Annotated in this window: 18 protein-coding genes and 1 tRNA gene; 14 read left to right on the top strand and 5 right to left on the bottom strand. The window is 69.0% G+C overall.

Translation table 11 applies throughout. The features are described 5' to 3' along the window. Nucleotides 1–2: 2 nt before the first annotated feature. From O1Q96_RS31065 to O1Q96_RS31050, 4 genes are all read left to right on the top strand, one after another. Nucleotides 3–1,256, top strand: coding sequence for an ABC transporter ATP-binding protein (locus tag O1Q96_RS31065; protein WP_269251316.1), 1,254 nt, complete (start codon nt 3–5; stop codon nt 1,254–1,256). Beyond that, nucleotides 1,253–1,918 carry an ABC transporter permease gene (locus tag O1Q96_RS31060; RefSeq protein ID WP_269251315.1) on the top strand — a complete coding sequence of 222 codons (666 nt, stop codon included), beginning with the start codon at nt 1,253–1,255 and terminating at the stop codon, nt 1,916–1,918. Before O1Q96_RS31065 ends, O1Q96_RS31060 begins: the two co-directional genes overlap by 4 nt. Then, nucleotides 1,915–2,604: an ABC transporter permease gene (locus O1Q96_RS31055; protein WP_269251314.1), complete on the top strand. Its 690-nt coding sequence runs from the start codon at nt 1,915–1,917 to the stop codon at nt 2,602–2,604. Before O1Q96_RS31060 ends, O1Q96_RS31055 begins: the two co-directional genes overlap by 4 nt. Before the next feature lie 68 nt (nt 2,605–2,672). Then, on the top strand, nt 2,673–3,605 hold the full coding sequence (locus O1Q96_RS31050; protein ID WP_269251313.1) for an ABC transporter substrate-binding protein: 933 nt from the start codon (nt 2,673–2,675) through the stop codon (nt 3,603–3,605). Nucleotides 3,606–3,688: 83 nt separating this feature from the next. Here O1Q96_RS31050 and O1Q96_RS44680 read toward each other — a convergent pair whose 3' ends face one another. Next, on the bottom strand, nt 3,689–3,928 hold the full coding sequence (locus tag O1Q96_RS44680) for an excalibur calcium-binding domain-containing protein (protein ID WP_419586975.1): 240 nt from the start codon (nt 3,926–3,928) through the stop codon (nt 3,689–3,691). A 176-nt stretch (nt 3,929–4,104) separates the two neighbouring features. Here O1Q96_RS44680 and O1Q96_RS31040 point away from each other — a divergent pair. The 6 genes from O1Q96_RS31040 (at nt 4,105) to yjfF (ending at nt 10,761) form a co-directional block, all read left to right on the top strand. Next, nucleotides 4,105–4,178: transfer RNA gene (locus O1Q96_RS31040), tRNA-Pro, on the top strand. Between the two features lie 588 nt (nt 4,179–4,766). Next, the gene (locus O1Q96_RS31035) at nt 4,767–5,813 is read left to right on the top strand and encodes a LacI family DNA-binding transcriptional regulator (RefSeq protein ID WP_269251312.1); all 1,047 of its coding nucleotides are present in this window, start codon (nt 4,767–4,769) and stop codon (nt 5,811–5,813) included. A 148-nt stretch (nt 5,814–5,961) separates the two neighbouring features. Further along, on the top strand, nt 5,962–6,978 hold the full coding sequence (locus tag O1Q96_RS31030; protein WP_269251311.1) for an ABC transporter substrate-binding protein: 1,017 nt from the start codon (nt 5,962–5,964) through the stop codon (nt 6,976–6,978). Nucleotides 6,979–7,085: 107 nt separating this feature from the next. Then, entirely contained in the window at nt 7,086–8,624 is a 1,539-nt protein-coding gene (locus tag O1Q96_RS31025; protein WP_269251310.1) for a sugar ABC transporter ATP-binding protein, read from the top strand. Beyond that, nucleotides 8,621–9,724: an ABC transporter permease gene (locus tag O1Q96_RS31020; protein WP_269251309.1), complete on the top strand. Its 1,104-nt coding sequence runs from the start codon at nt 8,621–8,623 to the stop codon at nt 9,722–9,724. The genes O1Q96_RS31025 and O1Q96_RS31020 overlap by 4 nt, the downstream gene beginning before the upstream one ends. Beyond that, the gene (yjfF, locus tag O1Q96_RS31015; RefSeq protein WP_269251308.1) at nt 9,724–10,761 is read left to right on the top strand and encodes a galactofuranose ABC transporter, permease protein YjfF; all 1,038 of its coding nucleotides are present in this window, start codon (nt 9,724–9,726) and stop codon (nt 10,759–10,761) included. Before O1Q96_RS31020 ends, yjfF begins: the two co-directional genes overlap by 1 nt. Before the next feature lie 96 nt (nt 10,762–10,857). Here yjfF and O1Q96_RS31010 read toward each other — a convergent pair whose 3' ends face one another. Then, entirely contained in the window at nt 10,858–11,442 is a 585-nt protein-coding gene (locus O1Q96_RS31010; protein WP_269251307.1) for a TetR/AcrR family transcriptional regulator, read from the bottom strand. A 120-nt stretch (nt 11,443–11,562) separates the two neighbouring features. Here O1Q96_RS31010 and O1Q96_RS31005 point away from each other — a divergent pair, with 120 nt between their 5' ends. Beyond that, nucleotides 11,563–11,997: a VOC family protein gene (locus O1Q96_RS31005; protein ID WP_269251306.1), complete on the top strand. Its 435-nt coding sequence runs from the start codon at nt 11,563–11,565 to the stop codon at nt 11,995–11,997. A gap of 60 nt (nt 11,998–12,057) precedes the next feature. Here O1Q96_RS31005 and O1Q96_RS31000 read toward each other — a convergent pair whose 3' ends face one another. Beyond that, nucleotides 12,058–17,253, bottom strand: coding sequence for a family 43 glycosylhydrolase (locus tag O1Q96_RS31000; protein ID WP_269251305.1), 5,196 nt, complete (start codon nt 17,251–17,253; stop codon nt 12,058–12,060). 425 nt (nt 17,254–17,678) lie between these two features. On the opposite strand from O1Q96_RS31000, the gene O1Q96_RS30995 reads away from it, so the two are divergent. After that, nucleotides 17,679–19,115 (top strand): family 43 glycosylhydrolase, encoded by a 1,437-nt coding sequence (locus tag O1Q96_RS30995; protein ID WP_269253790.1) that lies wholly within the window; start codon nt 17,679–17,681, stop codon nt 19,113–19,115. An 89-nt stretch (nt 19,116–19,204) separates the two neighbouring features. Further along, on the top strand, nt 19,205–20,629 hold the full coding sequence (locus tag O1Q96_RS30990) for a family 43 glycosylhydrolase (protein WP_269253789.1): 1,425 nt from the start codon (nt 19,205–19,207) through the stop codon (nt 20,627–20,629). Between the two features lie 79 nt (nt 20,630–20,708). Here the strand turns inward: O1Q96_RS30990 and O1Q96_RS30985 are convergent, their stop codons facing one another. Then, nucleotides 20,709–22,145 (bottom strand): sensor histidine kinase, encoded by a 1,437-nt coding sequence (locus O1Q96_RS30985; RefSeq protein WP_269251304.1) that lies wholly within the window; start codon nt 22,143–22,145, stop codon nt 20,709–20,711. Next, complete coding sequence (locus O1Q96_RS30980; protein ID WP_269251303.1) at nt 22,142–22,858, bottom strand: response regulator transcription factor; 717 nt, start codon at nt 22,856–22,858, stop codon at nt 22,142–22,144. Before O1Q96_RS30980 ends, O1Q96_RS30985 begins: the two co-directional genes overlap by 4 nt. Before the next feature lie 151 nt (nt 22,859–23,009). On the opposite strand from O1Q96_RS30980, the gene O1Q96_RS30975 reads away from it, so the two are divergent. After that, the gene (locus O1Q96_RS30975) at nt 23,010–24,350 is read left to right on the top strand and encodes a ferredoxin reductase family protein (protein WP_269251302.1); all 1,341 of its coding nucleotides are present in this window, start codon (nt 23,010–23,012) and stop codon (nt 24,348–24,350) included. The last annotated feature ends 2 nt before the right edge of the window (nt 24,351–24,352 follow it).

The following is a 24,352-nucleotide window of genomic DNA, read 5'->3' as shown; positions in this document are numbered from 1 at the left end:
CTTTGATCAGATTCGACGCGGTGAGCAAAAACTATCCCAACGGCACCACAGCCGTGGACGAACTGTCCCTTGAGCTGGCCGAGGGAGGCATCACGGTCCTGGTCGGCCCTTCCGGCTGCGGCAAGACCACGACCCTGCGCATGGTCAACCGCATGGTGGACCCGACGGCCGGCACGGTCAGCCTGCGCGGCCGGGACATACGGGAGGTCGCCGCCCCCGAACTGCGCAGGGGGATCGGCTACGTGATCCAGCACGCCGGCCTGTTCCCGCACCGCACGGTCCTGGACAACATAGCGACCGTGCCGCTGCTGCTGGGCTGGGGCAAGAAGAAGGCCCGGGCGCGGGCGTCCGAGCTGCTCGAGCTGGTGGGGCTGCCGGCCGAGATGGCCAAGCGCTACCCCTACCAGCTCTCCGGAGGGCAGCAGCAGCGCGTCGGGGTGGCCCGGGCGCTGGGCGCCGACCCGCCGGTGCTGCTCATGGACGAGCCGTTCAGCGCGGTCGACCCCATAGTCCGGGCGGAACTGCAGGCGGAGTTCCTCCGGCTGCAGAAGGAGCTGCACAAGACGATCGTGTTCGTCACCCACGACATCGACGAGGCGATCAAGCTGGGCGACAACATCGCGGTGTTCCGGACCGGCGGCAGGCTCGCGCAGTTCGACACCCCGGAGCGGTTGCTCGCCCGGCCCGCCGACGACTTCGTGGCCGACTTCGTCGGGCAGGACCGGGGCATTCGCCGGCTCTCCTTCGTCGAGGCCGCCGGACTGCCGCTGCGCGAGGGCCCGGTGCTGCCGGTGACCGACCCCGTGGCCGCGGCCCGGGCCCTGGACGAGCCCTGGGTGCTCGTCGTCGACGCCGGCCGGCGTCCGCTCGGCTGGGTCTTCGCCGCCGGACTCCCGGACGGCGGAACCCTCGCGGACGCAGCCCTGGCACCGCTCGGCCACACGTTCAGCCTGGTCGGAGACTCGGCGCGGGCCGCCCTCGACGCGGCGCTCCTGTCGCCCTCCAGGCTGGCGGTGGGAGTGGACGCCCAGGGCGCGGTCGCCGGCGTCGCGGACGCGTACGAGCTGTCCGCCGCGATGACGGGAGACGGCGGCGCGGCGGCAGGCGCCGCGACCGCAGCGGCCGAGCCGGCCGAAGCGCCGGAGGCGGCCGAGGCGGACAGGACGGCCAAGGCGTCCGGGGCCCGGTCCGCCGAGGACGACCCGGCCGCGCAGGGCGCCGAGCGTGCCGACACCACGGGCGGTGGGGACCGATGAGAGACGGAGAACCGCTCGTACGGTGGGTGTGGATCGGCGACCACCTCGGTGAACTGGCCCACTACACCGGGGTCCACCTGCGGCTGGGCCTTCTGCCCGTGCTGTTCGGACTGATCATCTCGATACCCCTGGGCATCCTCTGCCACCGCTGGCGGTGGGTCTACCCGCCGACGCTGACCGCGGCCAACGTCCTGTACTCCATTCCGTCGCTGGCCCTGTTCATGATCTTCGTCCGCTACACGGGCCTGACCGAACGCACCGTCATGATCCCGCTGACCCTCTACACGCTGTCGGTGCTCATACCCAACGTCGTGGACGGACTGGCATCCGTCCCCGATCCGGTACGGCAGGCGGCCACCGCGATGGGATTCAGTACGGTCCGGCGGGTCGTCCAGGTCGAACTGCCGATCGCCGTGCCCGTCGTCGTCGCCGGTGTGCGGGTCGCGGCGGTCTCCTCCATCAGCCTCGTCGCGGTGGGGCAGCTGATCGGACAGGGCGGCCTCGGCTACTACATCACCCGGGGCCTCCAGCTCGACTTCCCGACCCCGATCATCACCGCGACCGTACTGATCATGCTGCTGGCCCTCGTCACCGACGCGCTGCTGGTCCTGGCGCAGCGGCTGCTCACACCCTGGGCGCGCGGCAAGGGGGCGAAGGCGTGAACGACCTCCTGAACCAGATCCGGCTCGTGGGCGACTGGCTGACGTCGTCCCAGCAGTGGCGCGGCGACGACGGCATCCCGCACCGGCTCACGGAACACCTCACCTACAGCGGCGTGTCACTGCTGTTCGCGACCCTGATCGGGCTGACGTTCGGGCTGCTCGTCGGACACACCGGCCGAGGCGCGTTCGCCGTCGCCAGTGTCGCGAACCTCGCGCGGGCGATCCCCACCTTCGGCCTGGTCGTACTCGTCGTGACCCTCGCCGGGCTCAGCACCACTCCCGTACTGGTCGCCCTGGTGGCGCTGGCGGTCCCGCCGATCCTCATCAACACCTTCGAAGGAGTCCGGGGCGTGGATCCCGACGCCCGGGACGCCGCGAAGGGGATGGGCATGACCGGCTGGGAGGTCCTGCTGAAGGTCGAGGTGCCGATGGCGCTGCCGCTGATCCTGCTCGGCCTGAGGGTCGCCGCGATCCAGGTCGTGGCCACGGCCACCGTCGCCGCGTACCCCGGTCTGGGCGGTCTGGGCCGCTTCATCGTCGACGGGCTCGCCCGCAACGACTACGAACTGGTCATCGGCGGTTCCACCGTCGTCGTCGCGCTGGCGCTGGTCGTCCAGGCCCTCTTCACCGCGCTGCGGCACGTCGTCGTCTCGCCGGGTCTGCGGCCGTCGGTGAGACGATCCTGAGCCTTCCGAGCCCCATGCCTTCGCACGTTCCCGAGAGCTCCCGAGGGCTCCCACGAAAGGAAACACCCATGAAAGCCACGTTCCGCGCCACCGCCTTCGGCATGATCGCCGCTCTCTCCCTGACCGCCTGCGGCGGGAGCGACAGCGACGACAACCCGCTGACGGGCGGCAGCGGCGACAGCGGAGGGGGCAAGTCCATCGTCGTCGGCTCGGCGAACTTCCCCGAGAACCAGCTCCTCGCCGAGATCTACGCCCAGGCCCTGGAGGACAAGGGCCTGAAGGTGACCCGCAAGTTCGACATCGGTGCCCGCGAGGTCTATTACGACCAGGTGGTCAAGGGCGGCATCGGGGTCTTCCCCGAGTACAACGGCGCGCTGCTGTCCACGGCGGTCGACAAGAAGAGCACCGCCGCCACCACGGAGGACATCAACGCCGAACTGAAGCAGAAGCTCCCGAAGTCGGTGGAGATACTCGACTCCGCCACGGCCGAGGACAAGGACTCGGTCTCCGTCACCGCCGAGACCGCCGCCAGGTACAAGCTCAAGAGCCTCGCCGACCTGAAGCCGGTCGCGAAGGACATGACCATCGGCGCCGGCTCGGAGTTCAAGACCCGTACGCAGGGCGGGGTGGGCCTCAAGGCGGTCTACGGCGTCGAGTTCGGGAAGTTCCAGCCTCTGGACGCGGGCGCCCAGAGCACCCTGGTGAAGCTGCTGAAGGACGACAAGGTCCAGGCGGCCAACCTCTACACGACCGACCCGGCCATCGTCGAGGACAAGCTGGTCGTCCTGGAGGACCCGAAGAACCTCTTCTCCTCGCAGAACGTCACACCCCTCGTCTACAAGTCCGCGGTGAACGCGAAGGCCAAGGCGGCTCTCAACGCCATCTCGGCCAAGCTCACGACCGAGGACCTCCTGCAGATGATGAAGAAGCTCGTCAACGACAAGGAGGACTCCGCCGACGTCGCCGAGGAGTGGCTCACGAAGGCCGGCCTGACCGGCTGACGCGACCTGGTCCCGGCACCGGCCGACGTCCCGCTGCTCCCGCGCCAGGTCCCCCCGGGTGAGCCGTTCGTGGACCGAACGGCTCAGCTGTCGCAGCCCGTCCCGTCCCCGTTGCGGTCCAGATGCGAGGCATGGCCGGGCTCACCGCGACGCACCGGGGCAGCACCGGCGGCGCGTGCCTCGCCGCAGTCGGCGTAGTACGCGGCGCCGCACCTGCCCGCTTCGGATGCTCCGACACGAATCCCCCAAGGCTGTGCGAGAGGGAACGACCGTAGAGGTGCTGATGAGGCGCGGCCCAGCACATGGGCAACAGGTGGCCACATTGTGATGGAAGTGTGAAGAGGCGGTCGGGTGGGGCGGTCCTCGGGCGTGCGCCGTGAGGTGACGGACGCGTCGGGGCGGGCGGCGGCGGCGCCGCCCGGCGGCTCGGGCGGCGCCGGGCCTGTGTGCGGTAGGGTCTTGCCTGCGTCTTCACGTGGTTCGCCACGGCGGGACGCATCGGGACGTGGCGCAGCTTGGTAGCGCACTTGACTGGGGGTCAAGGGGTCGCAGGTTCAAATCCTGTCGTCCCGACAGAGCGAAGGGTCTTCGCAGGTGAGAGCCTGTGGGGGCCCTTTTCGCGTGCGGGGGGCACGGCCCCGCTCAGCATGGCCGGGGGAGGTGTGCGTACCGCTGGCTGGAACTGGTCATCCGCAACGTCCGATATTTCGTTCGTGGTTCGAAGTTTCGATGCTGAAAATAGAGCCGTGTTCGAAGTCCGTCAATACCTTTGCCGCGAACCCGTGCCGCCGACTGTCACCCCCCGGCTCCGCATGCTTCCGGCGCGTTACGCAACCGTGACGTCCTCCATGTTGTTGTACCCCTTGACCGGCATGAATTGTTAGCGCTCACAATGACGTCCGCAATCACGAGCCGACTTCCAGGGAGGTACGACCATGGCGTCCACAGCGCCTCAACTCGCCTCCCCGGCAGGCGGCGCGGTGTTCGGAGCCCTTCGTACGGGCCGGATCCGCGACCGGGCCGGACGAAGATCCGCACCCGGTGAACCGGCCGGCCGGCCCGCGGTGAGGCTGCCGTCGTGGCGGGCCGGACCCCGCCCCGCGGGGGCACCCGGCACGGCCCAGGAATTTTCCGGTACACAACCGCCAAGGAGGTGCGGCCATGGCACAATCTCAGCTTCGGCCGCCCACCATGGCCGATGTCGCGCGACTGGCGGGCGTGTCCCACCAGACCGTCTCCCGCGTGATGGGGGACCACCCCAACGTGCGGGACGAGACACGGGCCAAGGTGCTGCACGCGATCGAGGAGATGGGCTACCGCCGCAACTCCTCCGCCCGGGCCCTGGCCACCCGGCGCACCCGGACCCTGGGTGTGGTCGCCTCGGACACCACCCTCCACGGTCCGGCCAGTACGCTCTTCGCGCTGGAGGAGGCGGCACGCGCCGAGGGTTATCTCGTCTCCACGGTCAGCCTGCGGAAGCTGACCGTCGACAAACTGTCCGAGGCGCTGGACCACCTCAGCGAGGGCGGGGTGGAGGGAGTCGTCGCCATCGCACCGCAGCGGTCGGCGGTCGAGGCCCTCGCCGAACTGCGCCACCCCTTCCCGGTGGTGACCGTGGGCAGCGGGTCCAAGGTGGTGATCCCCAGCGTCAACGTGGATCAGCGTCTGGGTGCCCGTCTGGCGACCGGTCACCTGCTGGCCGCAGGCCACCGCACGGTCTGGCATCTCGCCGGACCCGAGGACTGGCAGGAGGCCGCCGACCGGGCCGCGGGCTGGCGCGCCACCCTCGAAACGGCGGGTGTCGAGCCGCCGTTGATCCTGCGGGGGGACTGGAGTCCGCTGTCGGGCTACCGGGCGGGCCAGGAACTGGCCGGCTGGGTGGGCCGAGGGCTGACCGCGGTCTTCGTGGCCAACGACCAGATGGCACTGGGGGTGTTGAGGGCTCTGCGTGAAGCGGGTGTGCGAACTCCCCAGGACGTCGCGGTGGTCGGCTTCGACGACATCCCGGAGTCGGAGTTCTTCGCGCCTCCGCTCACCACCGTCCGGCAGGACTTCGCGGAGGTCGGGAAACGGAGCATCTCCCTGCTCCTGGACCTGATCGAGGGCCGGGAGCCGTCCGGATCGCTCCGGATCGCCATCGAGCCCCAACTCGTCGTCCGCGCCAGCACCTTCCCGTACACCTCCGACCAGGGCGCCCCACCCGTCTGACCCAGCACCCCACGGCCGTTCTCCGCGCCCCGGAATGGCCGATATTTCGAACAATGATCGACAGGCTGGACGCTGTGCAGCCTGTCCCGGCGAGTGACAAGCGCGTACCAGCAGGCCCTTGCGGGCCCGCTCTTCAAAGGAGAAGAACATGCTCAACAGAAGGAACTTCCTCACGGCGGCGGTCGGCGTAGCGGCGGCGGGCGGCCTGGCGGCCTGCGCCAAGGAGGACGACGGTGCGTCGACGTCCGACTCCGGCAGCGGCGGTGGTGGTGGCAAGAAGATCACCCTCGGCTTCTCCCAGGTCGGTTCGGAGAGCGGCTGGCGCAGCGCCAACACCGACTCCGTGAAGGAGGCGGCCAAGGAGGCCGGCTACAACCTCAAGTTCTCCGACGCGCAGCAGAAGCAGGAGAACCAGATCTCCGCGATCCGCAGCTACATCACCCAGGGCGTGGACGTCATAGCCTTCTCGCCGGTGGTCGTCACCGGCTGGGACGCGGTGCTGAAGGAAGCCAAGGCCAAGAAGATCCCCGTGGTCCTCACCGACCGCTCCGTCGAGACCTCCGACGAGTCCCTGTTCGTGACCCTGGTCGGCTCGGACTTCACGGACGAGGGCCGCCGCGCGGCCAAGATCCTGGAGAAGGTCCTCGAGAAGGCCGGCCACAAGGGCAACGTCAAGATCGCGCAGCTGGAGGGCACCACCGGTGCCGCTCCCGCGATCGAGCGTGCCAAGGGCTTCAAGGAGGTCATGGACGCGGACCACAAGGACGACTGGAAGATCGTCGTCAGCCAGACCGGTGACTTCACCCGCGCCGGCGGCAAGCAGGTCATGGCGGCCTTCCTGCAGTCCAACCCGGACATCGACGTGCTGTTCGCGCACAACGACGACATGGGCATCGGCGCCATCCAGGCCATCGAGGAGGCCGGCAAGAAGCCCGGCAAGGACATCCTGATCGTCACGGTCGACGGCGTGAAGGACGGCTTCGTCGCGATGTCCGAGGGCAAGATCAACGCCATCGTCGAGTGCAACCCGCTGCTCGGCCCCCAGCTGATGGAGGTCGTGCAGAAGGTCAAGGACGGCGAGAAGGTCGAGCGCTGGATCAAGACCGAGGAGAGCGACTTCATGCAGGACCAGGCCAAGGACGCGCTCCCCACCCGCAAGTACTGACCGACCGCACCCACCGGCAGGGAGCCTCCGCCCGGCCAGTTCCTCCGCCCGAGGACTGTCCGCGGGGCTCCCTGCGGGCCTGAACGAAATCCATGAGGAGCGCTGCCATGGCAGAGCCGCTGCCCGTCCTGGAGATGACGGGCATAGTCAAAGAATTTCCGGGGGTACGGGCTCTGTCGGGTGTCGACTTCCGTCTCTTCCCCGGCGAGATCCACGCCCTGATGGGCGAGAACGGCGCGGGAAAGTCCACCCTCATCAAGGTGCTGACCGGCGTCTACCCGCTCGACGGCGGCACGGTCACCCTCGACGGGGAGTCCGTGCGGATCGACAGCCCGCTGCAGGCGCAGCAGGCCGGCATCAGCACGGTCTACCAGGAGGTGAACCTCTGCCCCAACCTGTCGGTGGCGGAGAACATCTTCATCGGACGTGAACCCACGCGCGCGGGCCGCATCCAGTGGAAGCGCATGCGCAAGGACGCGGCGGAGCTGGTCGACCGGCTCGGCCTCGACATCGACGTGACCGCGCCCCTGTCCTCGTACCCGCTGGCCGTACAGCAACTGGTCGCGATCGTACGGTCGGTGGGCACCGGCGACAGCGACGGCTCCGGAGCCGGCACCAAGGTGCTGGTCCTGGACGAGCCGACGTCCAGCCTCGACCGCGACGAGGTCCTCGAACTGTTCCGCCTGATGCGGCAGCTCAGGGACGAAGGCGTCGCGATCCTGTTCGTCTCGCACTTCCTCGACCAGATCTACGAGATCTGCGATCGGATGACCGTCCTGCGCAACGGCACCCTGGTCGGCGAGCACATGGTCGGCGACCTCGACCAGGTCGGGCTCGTCCAGCTGATGATCGGCAAGGCCCTGGACCAGCTGGAGGAGCTCCACGACCACCAGTTGCGCGCCGACGTCGGCGAACCGCTGGTCCAGGCCGACGGCCTCGGCAGGACCGGCGCCATCGCCCCCTTCGACCTGGAGATCAAGAAGGGCGAGGTCGTCGGCCTCGCCGGCCTGCTCGGCTCCGGCCGCACCGAACTGGCCCGGCTGCTCTTCGGCGCCGACCAGCCGGACAGCGGCAAGGTCAGCATCGGCGGGAAGCAGATCTCGATGAGCGCCCCGAACGACGCGATCGGCGCGGGCGTCGCGTTCTGCTCGGAGAACCGCAAGGCCGAGGGACTGGTCCCCGACCTGACGGTGCGGGAGAACATCATCCTCGCCCTGCAGGCGGCCCGCGGCTGGACCCGGCCCATCCCGGCCGCCCAGCGCGACGAACTCGTAGCCAAGTACATCAAGGCCCTGGACATCCGCCCCGCCAACCCCGAGGCACGCGTCGGTCAGCTCAGCGGCGGCAACCAGCAGAAGGTGCTGCTCGCCCGCTGGCTCATCACCCAGCCGAAGCTGCTGATCCTCGACGAGCCGACGCGCGGTATCGACGTCGGCGCCAAGGCGGAGATCCAGAAACTCGTGGTCTCGCTCTCCGAGGAAGGCATGGCCGTGCTCTACATCGCGGCCGAGCTGGAGGAGGTGCTCCGGCTGAGTCACACCATCGGCGTGCTGCGCGACCGCAAGCTGGTGGCGCAGATCGCCAACGGGCCCGAGATCACCCCCACCCGGATCCTGGAGACCATCGCGAGCGGAGAGCACCAGTGACCACCACTCCCCGATGGCGAGCACTGACCCAGCATCACCTGTTCTGGCCGGTCGCCGTGCTGGTCGTCCTGCTGCTCGTCAACGTTCCCTTCACTCCTGACTTCTTCTCGATCAAGATGACGGACGGCCACCTCTACGGCAGCCTCGTCTCGATCGTGCTGTTCGGCTCGCCGCTCATCCTGGTGGCGGTCGGCATGACCCTGGTCATCGCCACCGGCGGTATCGACCTCTCGGTCGGCGCGGTGGTCGCGATCACCGGGGCACTGACCTGTTCGTACATCAGCGACCAGAACGACCAGGGCGCCCTCTCCGGGGTTCTGCTCGCGATGGCGCTGGGCCTGGTGGCCGCGGTCGTCTGCGGCCTCTGGAACGGCTTCCTGGTGGCCAGGATGGGCATCCAGCCCATCATCGCCACGCTGATCATCATGGTGGCCGGGCGCGGTGTCGCCCAGCTGATCACCGACGGCCAGATCATCACCATCAACAGCGAGCCGTACAAGCTGATCGGCGGCGGCTACTGGCTGACGCTGCCCTTCTCCATCTTCGTGGTGGCCGCAGTGGTGGCCACCACCGTGGCGCTGACCCGCCGCACGGCCCTCGGCCTGCTCGTCGAGTCGGTAGGCGGCAACGCCGAGGCCAGCCGCCTGGTGGGCATCAGGTCTCTGCGCATCAAGATCATGGTCTACGTCTTCTGCGCGCTGTGCGCGGGCATCGCGGGCCTGATGATCAGCTCCAACACCTCGGCCGCGGACGGCAACAACGCAGGGCTGTGGATCGAGCTCGACGCGATCCTCGCCGTGGTGATCGGCGGCACCTCGCTCCTCGGTGGCCGGTTCTCCATCGGCGGCACCGTGGTCGGTGCGCTCGTCATCCAGACGCTGACCACCACGATCTACACCATCGGCGTGCCGACCCAGACCAACCTGGTCTTCAAGGCCGCCGTCGTCATCGTCGTCTGTCTGCTCCAGTCCCCGAAGTTCCGCGCCAAGGTGTTCGGTGCCGGCGGCTTCGGCGGGAAGCGAGGCGCCAAGCAGGCCACCGCGGCTCCGGCGGAGACCGCCCCGGCGCCCGAGGCCGTTCGCAAGATGGAGGTGTCGTGATGACCACGACCACCCAGAAGCCCCCGGCGCCGGACAGCCGTACGACGAGCAGGATCGCCGGGTTGCTCGGCGACCGCCGCCTGCCCGTCCTGGTGACGGCCACGCTCTTCCTGGCGATGTACGTCGGCGGACTGAGCCGCTACGCCAACTACGGCTTCGGCGAACCGCAGGTCTTCCTGAACCTGTTCATCGACAACGGCTACCTGCTGGTCGCCGCCGTCGGTGCCACGTTCGTCATCCTGTCCGGCGGTATCGACCTCTCCGTCGGTTCCGTGATCGGCTTCACGACCATGTTCACGGCATGGCTGGTGGAGCGTCAGGGCCTGCCGATCCTGGTGGTCATACCCATGGCGCTCGCCGTGGGCGCCTTCGGCGGCTTCCTGATGGGCTATGTGATCCACAACTTCGAGATCCAGCCCTTCATCGTGACCCTCGCAGGCCTCTTCCTCTTCAGGGGCCTGTGCCTGGTCATCAGCAAGGAGTCCATCTCCATCAGCGACTCCTCGGTGAGCAGCATGGCGCAGACCCAGGTGTCACTGGGCGGGGCCTTCCTGTCGATCGGGGCCATCATCGCGCTGGTCGTGCTGGCCGCGGCCTTCTACGTCCTGCACTACACGCGCTTCGGCCGCCGGGTGTACGCGATCGGCGGCAACGAGCAGTCGGCCCTGCTGATGGGCCTTCCGCAGGGCGGCACGAAGATCGCCGTGTACACGATGAGCGGCTTCTGTTCGGCGCTCGCCGGACTCCTGTTCACCCTGTACATCCAGTCCGGCGACCCGCTGCACGCCACCGGCATGGAGCTCGACGCGATCGCCGCCGTCGTCATCGGCGGCACGCTCCTCACCGGCGGATCCGGCTATGTGATCGGCACCCTGTTCGGAGTCCTCGTCCTCGGCCTCATCAAGAGCCTCATCCAGTTCGAGGGCACGCTCAGCTCGTGGTGGACGAAGATCGCGACGGGCGTGCTGCTCTGCGCGTTCATCCTGATCCAGCGGGCCATGACCAGCCGCAAGAAGGCCGGAGCGGGCGGAACCTGACGGTCCGTCCGCGGCAGCTCCCACGGCGAGGGGCCACCTCTTCGGAGGTGGCCCCTCGCCGTTGCCGTGGACGTGAGTGAGGCGGGTGACGCGACCTCAGGCCTTCAGCCCGTTCAGCAGCCGGTCCAGGGCCCGCTCCGTCTGTGACCGGGCCTGTGGGTCCCCGGACCGTGCCAGCCACAGCACGGCCTCGTTCATCGCTCCCGACAGCAGACGTGCCAGGGGCTCCACCGGCTGGTCGTCGATGATCCCGGCCTCCACCAGGGCCTGGAGCGCCTCGGTCAGGTGCCGGGCGGAGGACTCCTCGTCCAGGGCCCGCCACTCGTCCCAGCCGAGCGTGGTCGGGGCGTCCACGAGCAGGATCCGGCGCACCGCGGGGTCGGACCCGGCGGCCAGGAAGGCCCGGCAGCCGGCCCGCAGTTGCTCCCACGGGTCCTCGTACCGTTCGGCTGCCTCGGCGACGCGCTCGCCCAGTTCGTGCTGCACCTGCGCGACCACGGCCCGGAAGAGTCCCGCCTTGCTCTCGAAGTGGTGGTAGGCCGCGCCCTTCGTGACCCCGGCGGCCTGGGCCACCTCCGCGAGCACCACGTCGTGATAGCCGTCGGCGGCGAAGTGCCGCCTCCCCTCGGCCAGCAGCGCCCGTCGTGTCGCCACCCGCTGCTCGGCCCTGCTGACAGCCATCCGTGCTCCGCCCCTCGAGTTCGCATACCCGGGGTATGTTAACGTCCACTTTCACATACCCCGGGTATGCGAAACGGAGTGTTCGTGCGGAGCAGGCACGCCAAGCGGAGGAGAGATGTCATGAAGACCCGGCTCGGAGGTTTCTACCCGGTGATCGCCACCCGTGACGTGGCGGCGTCGCGCGACTTCTACACCCGTCACTTCGGGTTCGAGACGACCTTCGAGGCGGACTGGTACGTGAGCCTGCGGCACACCGCCGACCCGCGGTACGAACTCGCCCTGCTCGACCACACCCACCCGACCATCCCCGAGGGGCACCGCGTCCCCGCCCGGGGTGGCCTTCTGCTCAACTTCGAGGTCGACGACGTGGACGCCGAGCACCACCGGCTGGTCGAGGGGGCGGGCCTGCCCGTCCTCCTCTCCCTGCGTACGGAGGAGTTCGGGCAGCGCCACTTCATCGTCTCGGCGCCGGACCACGTGATGGTCGACGTCATCACCACGGTCCCGGCCACCGGTGAGTACGCCGGGCAGTACGTCCAGGGCCGGGGGGAATGAAGAGCGGCGCCCGGGGCTCAGAGCCCCGGGCGCCGCCTTCTGCGGGTGTTGCGCCGGCTGTCAGCCGAACACGATGCCGTAGGCCTTCGTGCCGGTGCGGTTGTCGTAGACGACGTCGCCGGTGGACTTCTTCCAGATCCTCATGCGGTAGGTGTCGGGGGAGTCGGTGATGGTGATGCGGAAGGCGTATCCGTCCTTGCCGTCGACCTTGCCCGAGCCCTGGTACTGGGCCTCGTCGCGGGTGACGACCAGCCAGTCGGAGCCGGTGGAGCGGAACGACAGCTTGCCGGCCGCGTAGTCGAAGGTCGCGTTGCCGCTGGGGACGGTGTCCTTCGCCTTCTTGTACGCGGCGCCGAAGGAGAAGCCCGCCAGGCCGGTCAGCTTCGGGTTGGCCGGGTAGGAGCCGGCCGGCGAGGAGATGACGCCGACGCCGGCGATCGGACCGGCCGAGCGGTCGTAGACGATGAGTTCGGGCAGCCGGGTGCTGTCCTTGCCGCCGTCGTCGTCCGTGACGGTGACCACCGGACGGTGGATGCCCGCCTTCCGGTAGGTGTGCGTGGCCTCGCAGCCGGTGGCGGTGACCTTGCCCGCGGTCGGTTCGGTGCCGTCCTTCCAGTCGACCGTGCAGGTCTGGGTGTCCTTGGAACCCAGGTCGGTGAACAGGGCCTTGACGGTCACGCCCTTGTCGACGGACACCGGGGAAGCGGGACCCGTCGCCGAGGTGATCACCGGGGCCGAGTTGTCCACGGTGACGGTGAGCGTGTCACTGCCGCGGCCACCGGTCAGCGTGACCTCGTACGTGCCGTCGTCGGTGCAGGTGATCGACGTGAGGACGGCGTCGGGGTCGGCGAAGGTGCAGGGTGCTCCGGCCTCCACCGTCCACTTCGGCTTACCCGCCCCGGAGATCGTGCCGGTGACGGGGATCGCGCCGCCCTCGGTGCCCATGGCGTCCGGGCCGGCCCGGACCACGGTGACCGGGTCGATGCCCGACAGCGTCGGGACGACCTTCTTGATCAGCCCGTCGGCGTCGAACTCCAGCTTGTCGATGGTCGTTTCGCGGTTCGTGCCGTCTCCGCCCGGGATGGCGAAGCGGTGGTAGGCGACGTACCAGTCGTCGGTGTTCGGCACCTTGACCACCGAGTGGTGGCCGGGTCCCTTGATGCCCAGCGACAGGTCCTTCTCCAGGATCACGCCCCGCTTGGTCCACGGGCCCGTGGGCGAGGAGCCGGTCGCGTAGGCGACGCGGTAGTTCTCGTCCCGGGTGTCGTTCTCCGACCACATGAAGTAGTAGGTGCCCTTGCGCTTGATGACGAAGGTGCCCTCGTTGTAGCCGCTGGGGGTCATGTCGGTGACCTTCGAGGCGTCGAAGGAGACCATGTCGTCGTTCAGCGGGACGGCGTAGGCCCTCCCGTTGCCCCAGTAGAGGTACGGCGTGCCGTCGTCGTCGGTGAAGGCCGCCGGGTCGATCATCTGGCCCGGGTACTGGCCCGCCTTCAGCAGCGGCTTGCCCAGCGCGTCCTTGAACGGGCCCGTGGGCGAGTCGGACACGGCGACACCGATGTTCGCGTCGGCGCAGAAGTAGAAGTAGTACTTGCCGTTCCGCTCCTCGATCGCCGGTGCCCAGGCCCTGCTGTCGGCCCAGCTCACGTCGGGACCGAGGTCGAGGATGACGCCGTGGTCCTTCCAGTGCACCAGGTCCTTGGAGGAGTACGCCTTGAACTGCGTGCCGCTCCAGCCGGGGAAGCCGTCGGTGGTCGGGTAGACGTAGAAGGTGTCGCCGAACCGCGCGATGTTCGGGTCGGCGTTGAGACCCGGCAGTACCGGGCTCTTCATCTCCAGGGCCCGGACCGTCCAGGTGCGCTTCTCGCCGTCGGAGCCGGTCACCTCGTACGTCACCGGTTCGGTGAAGTCGTGCAGGGTGCCGGAGGCGGGGCTGATGGTCGCGCCGTGGGCGAGGCCGAACTCCGGTGCCAGTGCGGTGACATCACTGCCCTCGGCCAGCGGGAGGGTGATCCTGCTGTCCGCGTCGTCGATGATCGCGTCGACCTTCAGCGCGGGGTGGGTCGCCGAGGCGATACCCGTGGTGTTCCCGCTCAGCTCCAGGACCTCGGTGGGCGACAGGGCCCGGTTGTAGATCCGGAAGTCGTCGACCTCGCCGCCGAAGTACGGGTCGGGGCCGTACATGGACCTGCCGATGTAGCCGGAGTAGCCCTTCGACGCGTCGTACAGCTCGGACGGCTTGATGGTGACGCCGGTCGCCCGGGCCGCCTCGACGCCGTCCACGTAGAGGATCGCCGTCCCGGTCGCACTGTTCACGGTGACGGTGACGTGCTGCCATGTGCCGGGGGTGAGCCGCGAGCCGCCGGTCATCTGCTTCTCGCCCGACCAGGTGGCCTTGGTGATCGCGGAGAACAGCTTGCCGCCGCCGTTGGACGGAGTGGCGAAGAGGTACTTGTCGCTGTCGGGGCCCAGGCCGAAGAGCCACTGGAAGTTGTCCCCGCCCTTCCACTTGGCGTACGTGGAGACGGTGACGCTGTCGGCGCCCTTCAGCACGCCGTTCGGGATCCTGACGTACGGCGAGTCGGAGCTGCTGGAACCGCCCGACATCTTGAACGAGCCGCCGTCCACGCCGGTCCCGAAGTCGGGCGTACGGACGTAGGTGCCGTGGTAGCCGTGACCGCTGGAGTCACGGGCGATGCTGCCGCCGCTCTCGTCGAAGTCGTAGCGCAGGAGCAGGTCGGCGGGGACCTCGGGGCCCTCCGCCGAGACCGTGACCTCCGCCTCGGCCCTGAGCGAGGCGCCGTCCGGCAGGCTGCCCTTCACCGTGAAGGTCCCGGCCTGCGCGTACGCCGACGCGGGGACGTCGTCCCAGGTGACGGAGACGGGCCGTTCGACGCCGTCGGCGTACGCGGCGATGACGGTGGCGGGCAGGACCGGTGCGTCACCGATGCCCGTCGTCACCTTGACGTCCTCGACGGACTCGACGAGCTGGTCCGACTGGTAGGCCTTCAGCAGCCGGTCGTACTCGGCCTGGGTGACCGGAAGCACCGTGCCGTGGCGGGGCTTCGACGGTAGGTCGTAGCCCGTGGACGGTGTCCACTCGCCCGAGGCGAGATCCGTCGTCTCGAAGGGGATGTAGCCGCGGCCGCCGAACTCGTCGAGGAACGCGTACCACTTCTCCTCTGTGTTCGACTTGAAGACCAGCGGGCCCTCCGCCGCGTTCATCGCGCCCTTGCCGATGCCCTCGGCGACGAAGTCCCAGGAGGGGGAGAGGATCGAGTCGCTCTTCTCCTGGAAGATGAACTTGCTGTTCGGCGTCGAGGACGAGTTGTTCCGCTCGTCCTTCGAGAGGCGGAAGTACGTGTCGTCGTGCTTGATCATCGTGGAGTCGATGACCGAGTAGCCGCGGTCGATCCAGACCTTGGGCTCGCTGAAGGTGTAGAAGTCGCGGGTCGTGGCGTACATCATCCGGTTGTACGTGTCGCCGGTGTGCCCGGCGTTGTCGTACAGCTTGGACGCCCAGAAGACGACGTACTCGCCGAGCTTCTCGTCGTAGAACGCCTCGGGCGCCCAGGTGTTGCCGGCGCTGTCGGGCGAGACCTTGACCAGCCGCTGGTTGGTCCAGTTCACGAGGTCGGTGGATTCCCACACCATGATGGACTTGCTGCCGGTGCGCTGGGACGCGTCCCAGTCGCCGTTGCCGTAGATCCGCAGGTCGGTGGCTATCTGGTAGAACTTGTCGCCCTCGGGGGAGCGGATGATGAACGGGTCGCGCAGGCCCTTCTCGCCCAGCGTGGACGTCAGGACGGGCTTGCCCTCGTTGAGCTCCCGCCACTTCAGGGGGTCGTTGCCCTTGCTGAGGGCGGCGTAGAGCTGTTCGCCGTCCGAGGTGCCCTCGCCGGTGAAGTAGCTGAACATGTAGCCCTTGAGGGGCGCCGCGGCGGGCAGTTCGGGCACCTTGGCGGTGACGACGCGGGTCGCCTTCGCGTCGCCCTTGGTGACGGTCGCGGTGAGCTCGACGGTGGTGTCGCCCTCGCCGTGCGCGGGGCGGTGGACCACACCGGCCGGGGAGACCACGTCGGGATCCGCCGAGGCCCAGGTGACCTCGGTGCCGTACGTGCCGGTCTTCGGCAGGGTGAGGTTGCCGCGGGCGTCGTCCAGGTTGTGGACGCTCAGCGCCTCGGCGGCCCGCTCGGTGGCCGTGTCGTCGTCGAACGCGGCGGGGACCGTGATGTCGAAGGTCCTGGTGCCGGTCACCGATCCCTTCTTCAGCGTCGCGGTCAGCGTCGCGTGGCCGTCCGGTTCACCGGCGGCGGGACGGGTGACGGCGCCGGAGTCCGACACCACGGAGGGGGTGTCGCTGTCCCAGCTGATCGAGGAGCCGCCGGCCGGGCCGGTGGCGGGCAGGGTCAGGTCGGAGACGACGGCGCTGGTGTCGCCGAGGGTGAGCGCGGCCTTGTCGTCGGCGACGCCCCGGGTGGCGACGGGGAGGGAGAGCTGCTCGACCTCCGAGCCGGCCAACGCCCGGTCGTAGACCCGGAAGTCACGGAGGCTGCCCTTGAAGAGCTTGTCCCCGGGGTACACCGACTTGCCGAGGTAGTTGGCGGTGGTGGTGCCGGACCCGATGGAGCCGGGGGTGATGGTCACCGCCGTGTTGCGGGCCACCTCCACGCCGTCCTCGTAGAGCACGCCGGTGCTGCCGGTCTGCGTGTACGTGAGCTGCTTCCAGACCGCGCGGGTCAGGGTGCGGGCGGGGGAGGGCTGGGTGGTCTGTTCCGTCGACCAGTTGCCCGAGGCGATGGACGTCCGCAGCGTGTTGCCGGTGGTGAACAGGTAGCCGTTGCCGGCGGAGCCGCTCGTGTTGCCGAAGCCGTAGATGAAGTAGGGGGTGGACTGGGTGGAGTCGACCTTCACGTCCATCGAGACGGTGACCGAGTTCATGCCGCTCAGGACGTTGTCCGGCACCTTGACGAAGGTGTCGGAGCCGTTGAAGGCGAGTCCCTCACCCGAGCCCGACCAGGTGGGGCTGCCGTTGACCGTGCCGGTCCGGTTGTTGCCGGAGGCGTCGGCCACGGACGTGCCGGAGGAGGCGTCGAGCTTGTACCAGAGGGCCAGACCGTCGGTGACGTCCGCGCTCTGGGCCGCGTGCGCGGGAGCGACGGGGCCGATGACACCCAGGAACAGCGACGCGGCGCTGAGGCCTGCGAGCTGCCCCGCCCAACGTCTCGCGCGGCTGCGCGGTCTCGCGAATTGCATCGTTCGGAACCCCTTGCTGAGACATGGCGGAAGGAAAGGGGGAAGTGCGAGGCCTCAGCAGTGGGCACTCTGCCGTTTCTTCTGTGTGACGTCGCGTTGCGAGAGTGTCAATCGGTGCGCACGGGGGCGTCAAGAGGTATCGAACAATGTCCGACAGGCCGAACGAGATCTTTCGTCGCGTCCCCATCGCCGCAGGTGGGCCGGTAGTTGACGGCCTGTTCGACGGGCCGACCGGTCGCGAGTTCACAGGACGGAAAGCCAACCGGAACCAAATGTGTCAGAACCGTTGACGCGTACAGGTCCCGTCCCTATCTTCTGGTCGAAGTTACGCACGCTGTACGGGATTTCGAACAGCGTGTCCAGGAGAAGGGGAACCCGTGTTCCGAACCCGCCATTGGGCCACTCTCGTGGCAGCGCTGCTCCTGATGCTGGCCTCCGCCGCCACGCAGCCCGCCACGGCCGCGGAGGGGCGGCCGTACACGAACCCCGTCAAGGCGCAGAAGGGCGCCGACCCCTGGCTGGAGTACTACAACGGCAACTACTACCTGGTCACCACCTCGTTCACCGGTGTGCTGACCATGCGGAAGTCGCCGACCCTCGCCGGGCTGTCCGTGGCGCCCAGCGTGCAGGTCTGGAGCGACACCACCGCCACGCGCAACACCAATATCTGGGCGCCGGAGCTGCACTTCCTCGACGGCAGGTGGTACCTGTACTACTCCGCGGGGCAGAGCGGTGTCGCCTGCTGCGACTCCCAGCGCACCCATGTCCTGGAGAGCGCGGGCTCCGACCCGATGGGCCCGTACACCTACAAGAACCAGCTCAGCGGCTCGAACCTCACGCCCGGCGGCTGGCTGATCGACGCCAGCGTCCTGAAGCACGACAACAAGCTGTACCTGCTCGGCAGCGGCTTCATCAACGGCAGTACGCAGAGCCTGGTCATCGCGCCGATGAGCAACCCGTACACGCTGAGCAGTTCCACCTTCAGCATCATCTCCAGCCCCACGCTGAGCTGGGAGACCTCGGGCGGCGCTGTCAACGAGGGGCCCGAGCCGCTGTACCACGACGGCCGCACCTTCCTCACCTTCTCCGCCAGCCACTGCCAGACCGCGGACTACAAGCTCGGCCAGCTCGAACTGACCGGCACCAACCCGCTGCTCGCGTCCGCCTGGACCAAGAAGCAGACCCCCGTCTTCCAGCGCAACGACGCTGCCGGTGTATACGGCCCCGGCCACAACGGGTTCTTCAAGTCCCCGGACGGCACCGAGGACTGGATCGTCTACCACGCCAACAACTCCGCGAACGGCGGCTGCGGCAACGGCCGGACCACGCGCGCCCAGAAGGTCAACTGGAACGCGGACGGCACACCGGACTTCGGTACCCCGGCTGCCCTGGGCACCACCCTCCCCGGCCCGTCCGGCGAGACGGCGGCGACCCCGACCGCGTACACGCTGGTGAACCGCAACAGTGGCAAGTGCCTGGACGTCGAGGGCGGCGGCACGGCGGACGGCACCAACATCTTCCAGTGGACCTGCACCGGCGGCGCCAACCAGAAGTGGCGGATCGAGGACCTCGGCGACGACACCAGCCGGCTCGTCAACGTCGCGACCGGCAAGGTCATGGACACCGCGGAATGCTCCACCGCCGACGGCGCCGATCTGCGGCAGTGGTCGTGGCTGAACAACAAGTGCCAGAAGTTCCGTCTCGTGTACACCGCGACCGGTGACCACGTGCGGATCGTCAACGAGAGCACCGGGAAGGTCGCGGACGTCGCCGCCTGCGGTACGGCGAACGGCACCGACGTGCGCCAGTGGAGCTGGCTCAACAACAACTGCCAGCAGTGGCAGTTCAGGCCCACGACGTGAGCGACACGAACTACGCGACCGGCTCGTTCGACGTGGCCGACGCATTCGACGTGATCGAGAGGAAAACAGTGAGACGCACGATCGCAAGGGTGGTCACGGCGCTGCTCGTCACCCTGGCCGCGCTGACCTCCGGCATCGCCGAGGCCGCGGCCCCCGCCTCGCCCGCCGTGACCTACACCAACCCCGTCGCCGAACAGCGCGCCGATCCGCACATCTTCAAACACACGGACGGCTACTACTACTTCACCGCGACGGTGCCCGCGTACGACAGGATCGTGATGCGCCGGGCCACCACCCTCCAGGGGCTGTCCACGGCCGCCGAGACCACCATCTGGACGAAGCACGCCAGCGGTGAGATGGGCGCCCACATCTGGGCGCCGGAGATCCACCTCATCAGCGGCAAGTGGTACATCTACTTCACCGCCGGCTCGTCCAACGACATCTGGAAGATCCGCCCGTACGTCCTGGAGTCCAGCTCCGCCAACCCGATCACCGGTACCTGGACCGAGAAGGGCCGCATCGCGCTGCCGCTGGACACCTTCTCCCTCGACGCGACGACCTTCACGGTCGGCAGCACCCGCTATCTGAGCTGGGCGCAGAACGACCCGGCGGTCGGCGACGGCACCAACATCTACCTGGCGAAGATGTCCAACCCCTGGACCATCAGCGGAAGTCCGGTCATGATCTCCCGGCCCACCAACGCCTGGGAGAAGGTCGGCCACACCGTCAACGAGGGCCCGGCGGTCATCCAGCGCAACGGCAAGGTCTTCATGACCTTCTCGGCCAGCGCCACCGACGCCAACTACTGCCTCGGCCTGCTCACCGCCTCCGCCTCCGCCGACCTGATGAGCGCGGCCTCCTGGGTCAAGACGCCCAACCCGGTCTTCACCAGCAACGCCGCGACCGGCCAGTACGGTCCCGGCCACAACACCTTCACCACGTCCGAGGACGGAAAGTCCGACATCCTCGTCTACCACGACCGCAACTACAAGGACATCAGCGGCGACCCGCTCAACGACCCCAACCGCCGCACCCGTTACCAGAAGCTGTACTGGAACACCGACGGCACTCCCAACTTCGGCATCCCGGTGGCCGACGGGATCACCCCGGTCCGCTTCTCCTCGTACAACTTCCCCGACCGGTACATCCGGCACTGGGAGTACCGGGCGAAGATCGAGCCGAACGTCACCAACCTCGCCGACTCCCAGTTCCGTGTCGTGACCGGCCTCGCCGGCACCGGGACGGTCTCCCTCGAATCGGCGAACTTCCCCGGTTACTACCTCCGCCACCGGAGCAACGGCGAGGTCTGGGTGGACAAGAGCGACGGGAGCACGGCCTTCAAGAGCGACGCCACCTTCTACCGGCGGGCGGGTCTGGCCGACACGTCCGCGGGCGTCTCCTTCGAGTCGTACAACGTCGCGGGCAGTTACATCCGGCACTACAACTACCTGCTCGTCACCCAGCCCGCCGACACGGCGACGGCCAGGGCGGACGCGACGTTCTACGCCGAGTGACACCGGCGGCCCCGTCCCCAGGGCGCCCGGGCGCGAGTTCAGCTCGCGCCCGGGCGCCCGCCCTGTTCGCCGGAGAAACTCAGGACCCGCGGACCAGGGGGATCGTCATGGTGAACGTCGTCGAGCCCGGCCGGCTGGTCAGTGTGATGCTCCCGCCGTGGGCCCGTACCAGTGACAGGGCGACCGCCAGGCCCAGGCCGCTGCCGCCGCGGTCACGGGTGCGGGCCTTGTCGATGCGGAAGAAGCGGTCGAAGACGTGCTCCTGGTCGGCGGCCGGAATGCCGGGGCCGGAGTCGGTGACCCGCACGACGGCGGCGCCGGACGCGACGGACACCTCGACCGCCACCTCGGTGCCGGCCGGGGTGTGCACGGCGGCGTTGGTGAGGAGGTTGTCCAGGACCTGCCGGATGCGCAGGGCGTCGAGCCGCAGCCGCACCGGGCCGGGACCCGCCGTCACGGACAGCGGATGGTCCGGGCGGCTCGCGCGGAACGCGTCCGCCGCCTGCCGCACCAGCTCCGCCAGGTCCGCCTCCTCCAGCCGCAGCGGTGCCTCCACCTCGGCGGCGTCCAGCCGGGCGAGCAGCAGCAGATCGTCCAGCAGGACACCCATCCGGGCGGCCTCGGCACGCAGCCGGGCCAGGTGCTTCTCCCGCTCCTCGGGTTCGTTGGCCGCCGCGTACTGGAAGAGGTCGGCGTAGCCGCGTACCGACATCAGGGGTGTGCGCAGCTCGTGCGAGGCGTCCGCGACGAACCGGCGCAGCCGCTGCTCGGCCTCCGTGCGGACGGCCAGCGAGTCGTCGATGTGCTCCAGCATGGTGTTGAACGCGGTGCGCAGCTCCTCGACCTCGGGGCCGCCGTTCCCGCGGTCCGCGCGCACCGGCAGCCGGGCCGAGTCCGTGAAGTCGTGCGAGGTGATGCCGCGGGCCGTGTGCGCCATGTCGCTGAGCGGCCGCAGACCCCGCCGCAGCACCGCCCGGCCGAACACCACGAGCCCCACGAGCGCGAGCGTGAACCCGATGACCTGGACCGTGACCAGCTGGTCCATGGTGTCCTGGATGTCCTCCAGGGGAGCCGCGGTGACCAGGACCACACCGGGCTCGAACTCGCAGGCGCGCAGCCGGTACGCGCCCTCGTCCTTGATGCGCGTGGTGTGGAAGATCTCCGTCGCTCCCGCGCGGGCCAGCGACTCGGCGACGGCGGTGAGCTGGCCCACGTCCTTCGGCACGTCGCTGGGCCTGCGCAGGACGGCGGAGTCGCCCGACACGTCGTACACGGCGGTGTACCAGCCGTAGTACGGCCGCCGCTCCACCGTTCCGTGGGCCTCGGCGTCCTTGGACTGGGTGACCTGGACCAGCTTCATCTGGTCGTTGAGCTGGCGCTCCAGATAGTCCCGCATGTACGTCGACAGCGCGGTGCCGACCGCGGCGAAGACGACGAGCGAGAGGACCCCCATCCCCAGCGCGAGCCGGGTGCCGAGCCGGAGCCTGCGGTAGGTGTCGCGCAGACGGCGGATCACTCCGTGACCTGCCGCACCACGTACCCGACGCCCCGCACGGTGTGGATCAGTGTCGGCCCGTCCGCGCCGTTGCCGTCGACACCCTCGACGCCGTCGAGCTTGCGGCGCAGCCGGCTGATCACCAGCTCCACCACGTTCGAGCGGCCGCCGAAGCCGTACTCCCAGACGTGGTCGAGGATCTGGGCCTTGGTCAGGACCGTCGGCGACTTCCGCATCAGGTAGCGCAGGACCTCGTACTCGGTCGGGGTGAGGGTCAGCAGCCGCTCACCGCGTCGCACCTCGCGGGTGTCCTCGTCCATCGTCAGATCAGCGACCGTGAGCACGGACCGCTGGAAGGCGGGACCGGCGCTGCGGCGCAGCACGGTCCGCAGCCGGGCCATGAGCTCCTCCACCGCGAACGGCTTGACCAGATAGTCGTCGCCGCCCCTGGTGAGGCCCGCGACCCGGTCCGCCACGCCGTCCCGCGCGGTCAGGAACACCACGGGCACCATCGTCCCGGACAGCCGCAGCCGGTCGAGGACGGCGAAGCCGTCGAGCCCGGGCAGCATCAGGTCGAGCACCACGATGTCCGGACGGAACTCGGCGGCCCGGTGCAGGGCCTCCTCACCGGAGTTCGCGGTGACCGCCTCCCAGCCCTCGTAGCGGGCGACCGTCGCGACCAGGTCGGCGATGGGCGGATCGTCGTCCACGACGAGAAGTCGTACTTTTTCCACGTCCCCATAGTGCTTCACGTGGCCTGCGATGCCATGGCCGAGGGCCCGTCGAGTCCACATCGATAACCACTTGAAAGTTCAGCGACAGGAAAACGACAGCTCCCACCAGGCAGGCTCGGAGTCCCAGGACCCGATCAAGGAGCTGCCGTCCGTGACTACTGTCCAGAGGACCGCCGCGCCGCCACCCGCGGCGGTACGTCCCAAGGTCGTGGCCCGCACCGGCCTGTACGGCGTGCTGGCCCTGAACGTGGTCGTGGTGACCGTGTTCTTCGTCCAGGCCGGCTTCGCCTCCAACACCCTCATCGTGCTGGGCCGGCTGGCCGGGCTGTACGGCGCGCTCCTGATGGCCTTCCAGCTGCTGCTCGTCGCCCGGCTGCCGTGGCTCGACCGCCGCATCGGTATGGACCGGCTGACGTCCTGGCACCGCTGGGTCGGCTTCGGCCTGCTGTTCACGCTGCTCGGGCACGCCGTGTTCATCACGTTCGGCTACGCCCAGTCGTCCTCGATGGACCCGGTGAACCAGCTGGTGGACCTCGCGGAGACCGTCGAGGGAGTGCTGCGCGCGATCGTCGCGCTGGGGCTGATCCTCGTGATCGGCGCGGTCTCGGCCCGCTTCGCCCGCCGTCGGCTGGCGTACGAGACCTGGCACTTCATCCACCTGTACACGTATGTCGCGGTGGTTCTGGCGTTCACGCACCAGGTCGCCGCGGGCACGACGTTCACCGCGTCGTCCGCGGCCACGACGTACTGGTACGTGCTGTGGGGCGTGGCGCTCGGCTCGGTGCTGCTGGGCCGGCTGGTGCTTCCGCTGTGGCGGAACCTGCGGCACCAGCTGCGGGTCTCCGCCGTGGTGCCCGAGTCGGACAACGTCGTCTCGGTCTACATCACGGGACGCGACCTGGACCGGCTGCCGGCCCGCGCGGGCCAGTTCTTCCTGTGGCGGTTCCTGACCAGGGACCGCTGGTGGCAGGCCAACCCGTTCTCCCTGTCGGCCGCCCCGGACGGCCGGACGCTGCGGCTCACCGCCAAGGCGGCCGGTGACGGCACCGCCGCGCTGCGGCACCTCAAGGTGGGCACCCGGGTCTTCGCCGAGGGGCCGTACGGCGCCTTCACCGCGATGCACCGCACCCGGCCGGAGGCCGTGCTCATCGCCGGCGGTGTCGGCGTCACCCCGATCCGGGCCCTGCTGGAGGAGCTCCACGGCCACGCCGTGGTCATCTACCGGGTGGCCACCGACCAGGACGCCGTCCTCTACGAGGAGCTGCGGGACCTCGCCCTGGTCAAGGGCGCCGAGCTGCACCTGGTGTCCGGGCCGGCCACCCCCGACAGGCTGGCGCCCCACGAGCTGGCGCGGCTCGTGCCGGACATCGGCGACCGGGACGTCTTCCTGTGCGGGCCGCCGCCGATGATGAACGCGGTGCTGGGCAGCCTGCGCGAGCTGGGCGTACCCAAGCAGCAGATCCACTTCGAACGCTTCAGCCTGGCGGGATGAGA

The organism is Streptomyces aurantiacus (assembly GCF_027107535.1).
Lineage (GTDB): Bacteria > Actinomycetota > Actinomycetes > Streptomycetales > Streptomycetaceae > Streptomyces.
This window is presented reverse-complemented; position numbering and strand designations above follow the sequence as displayed.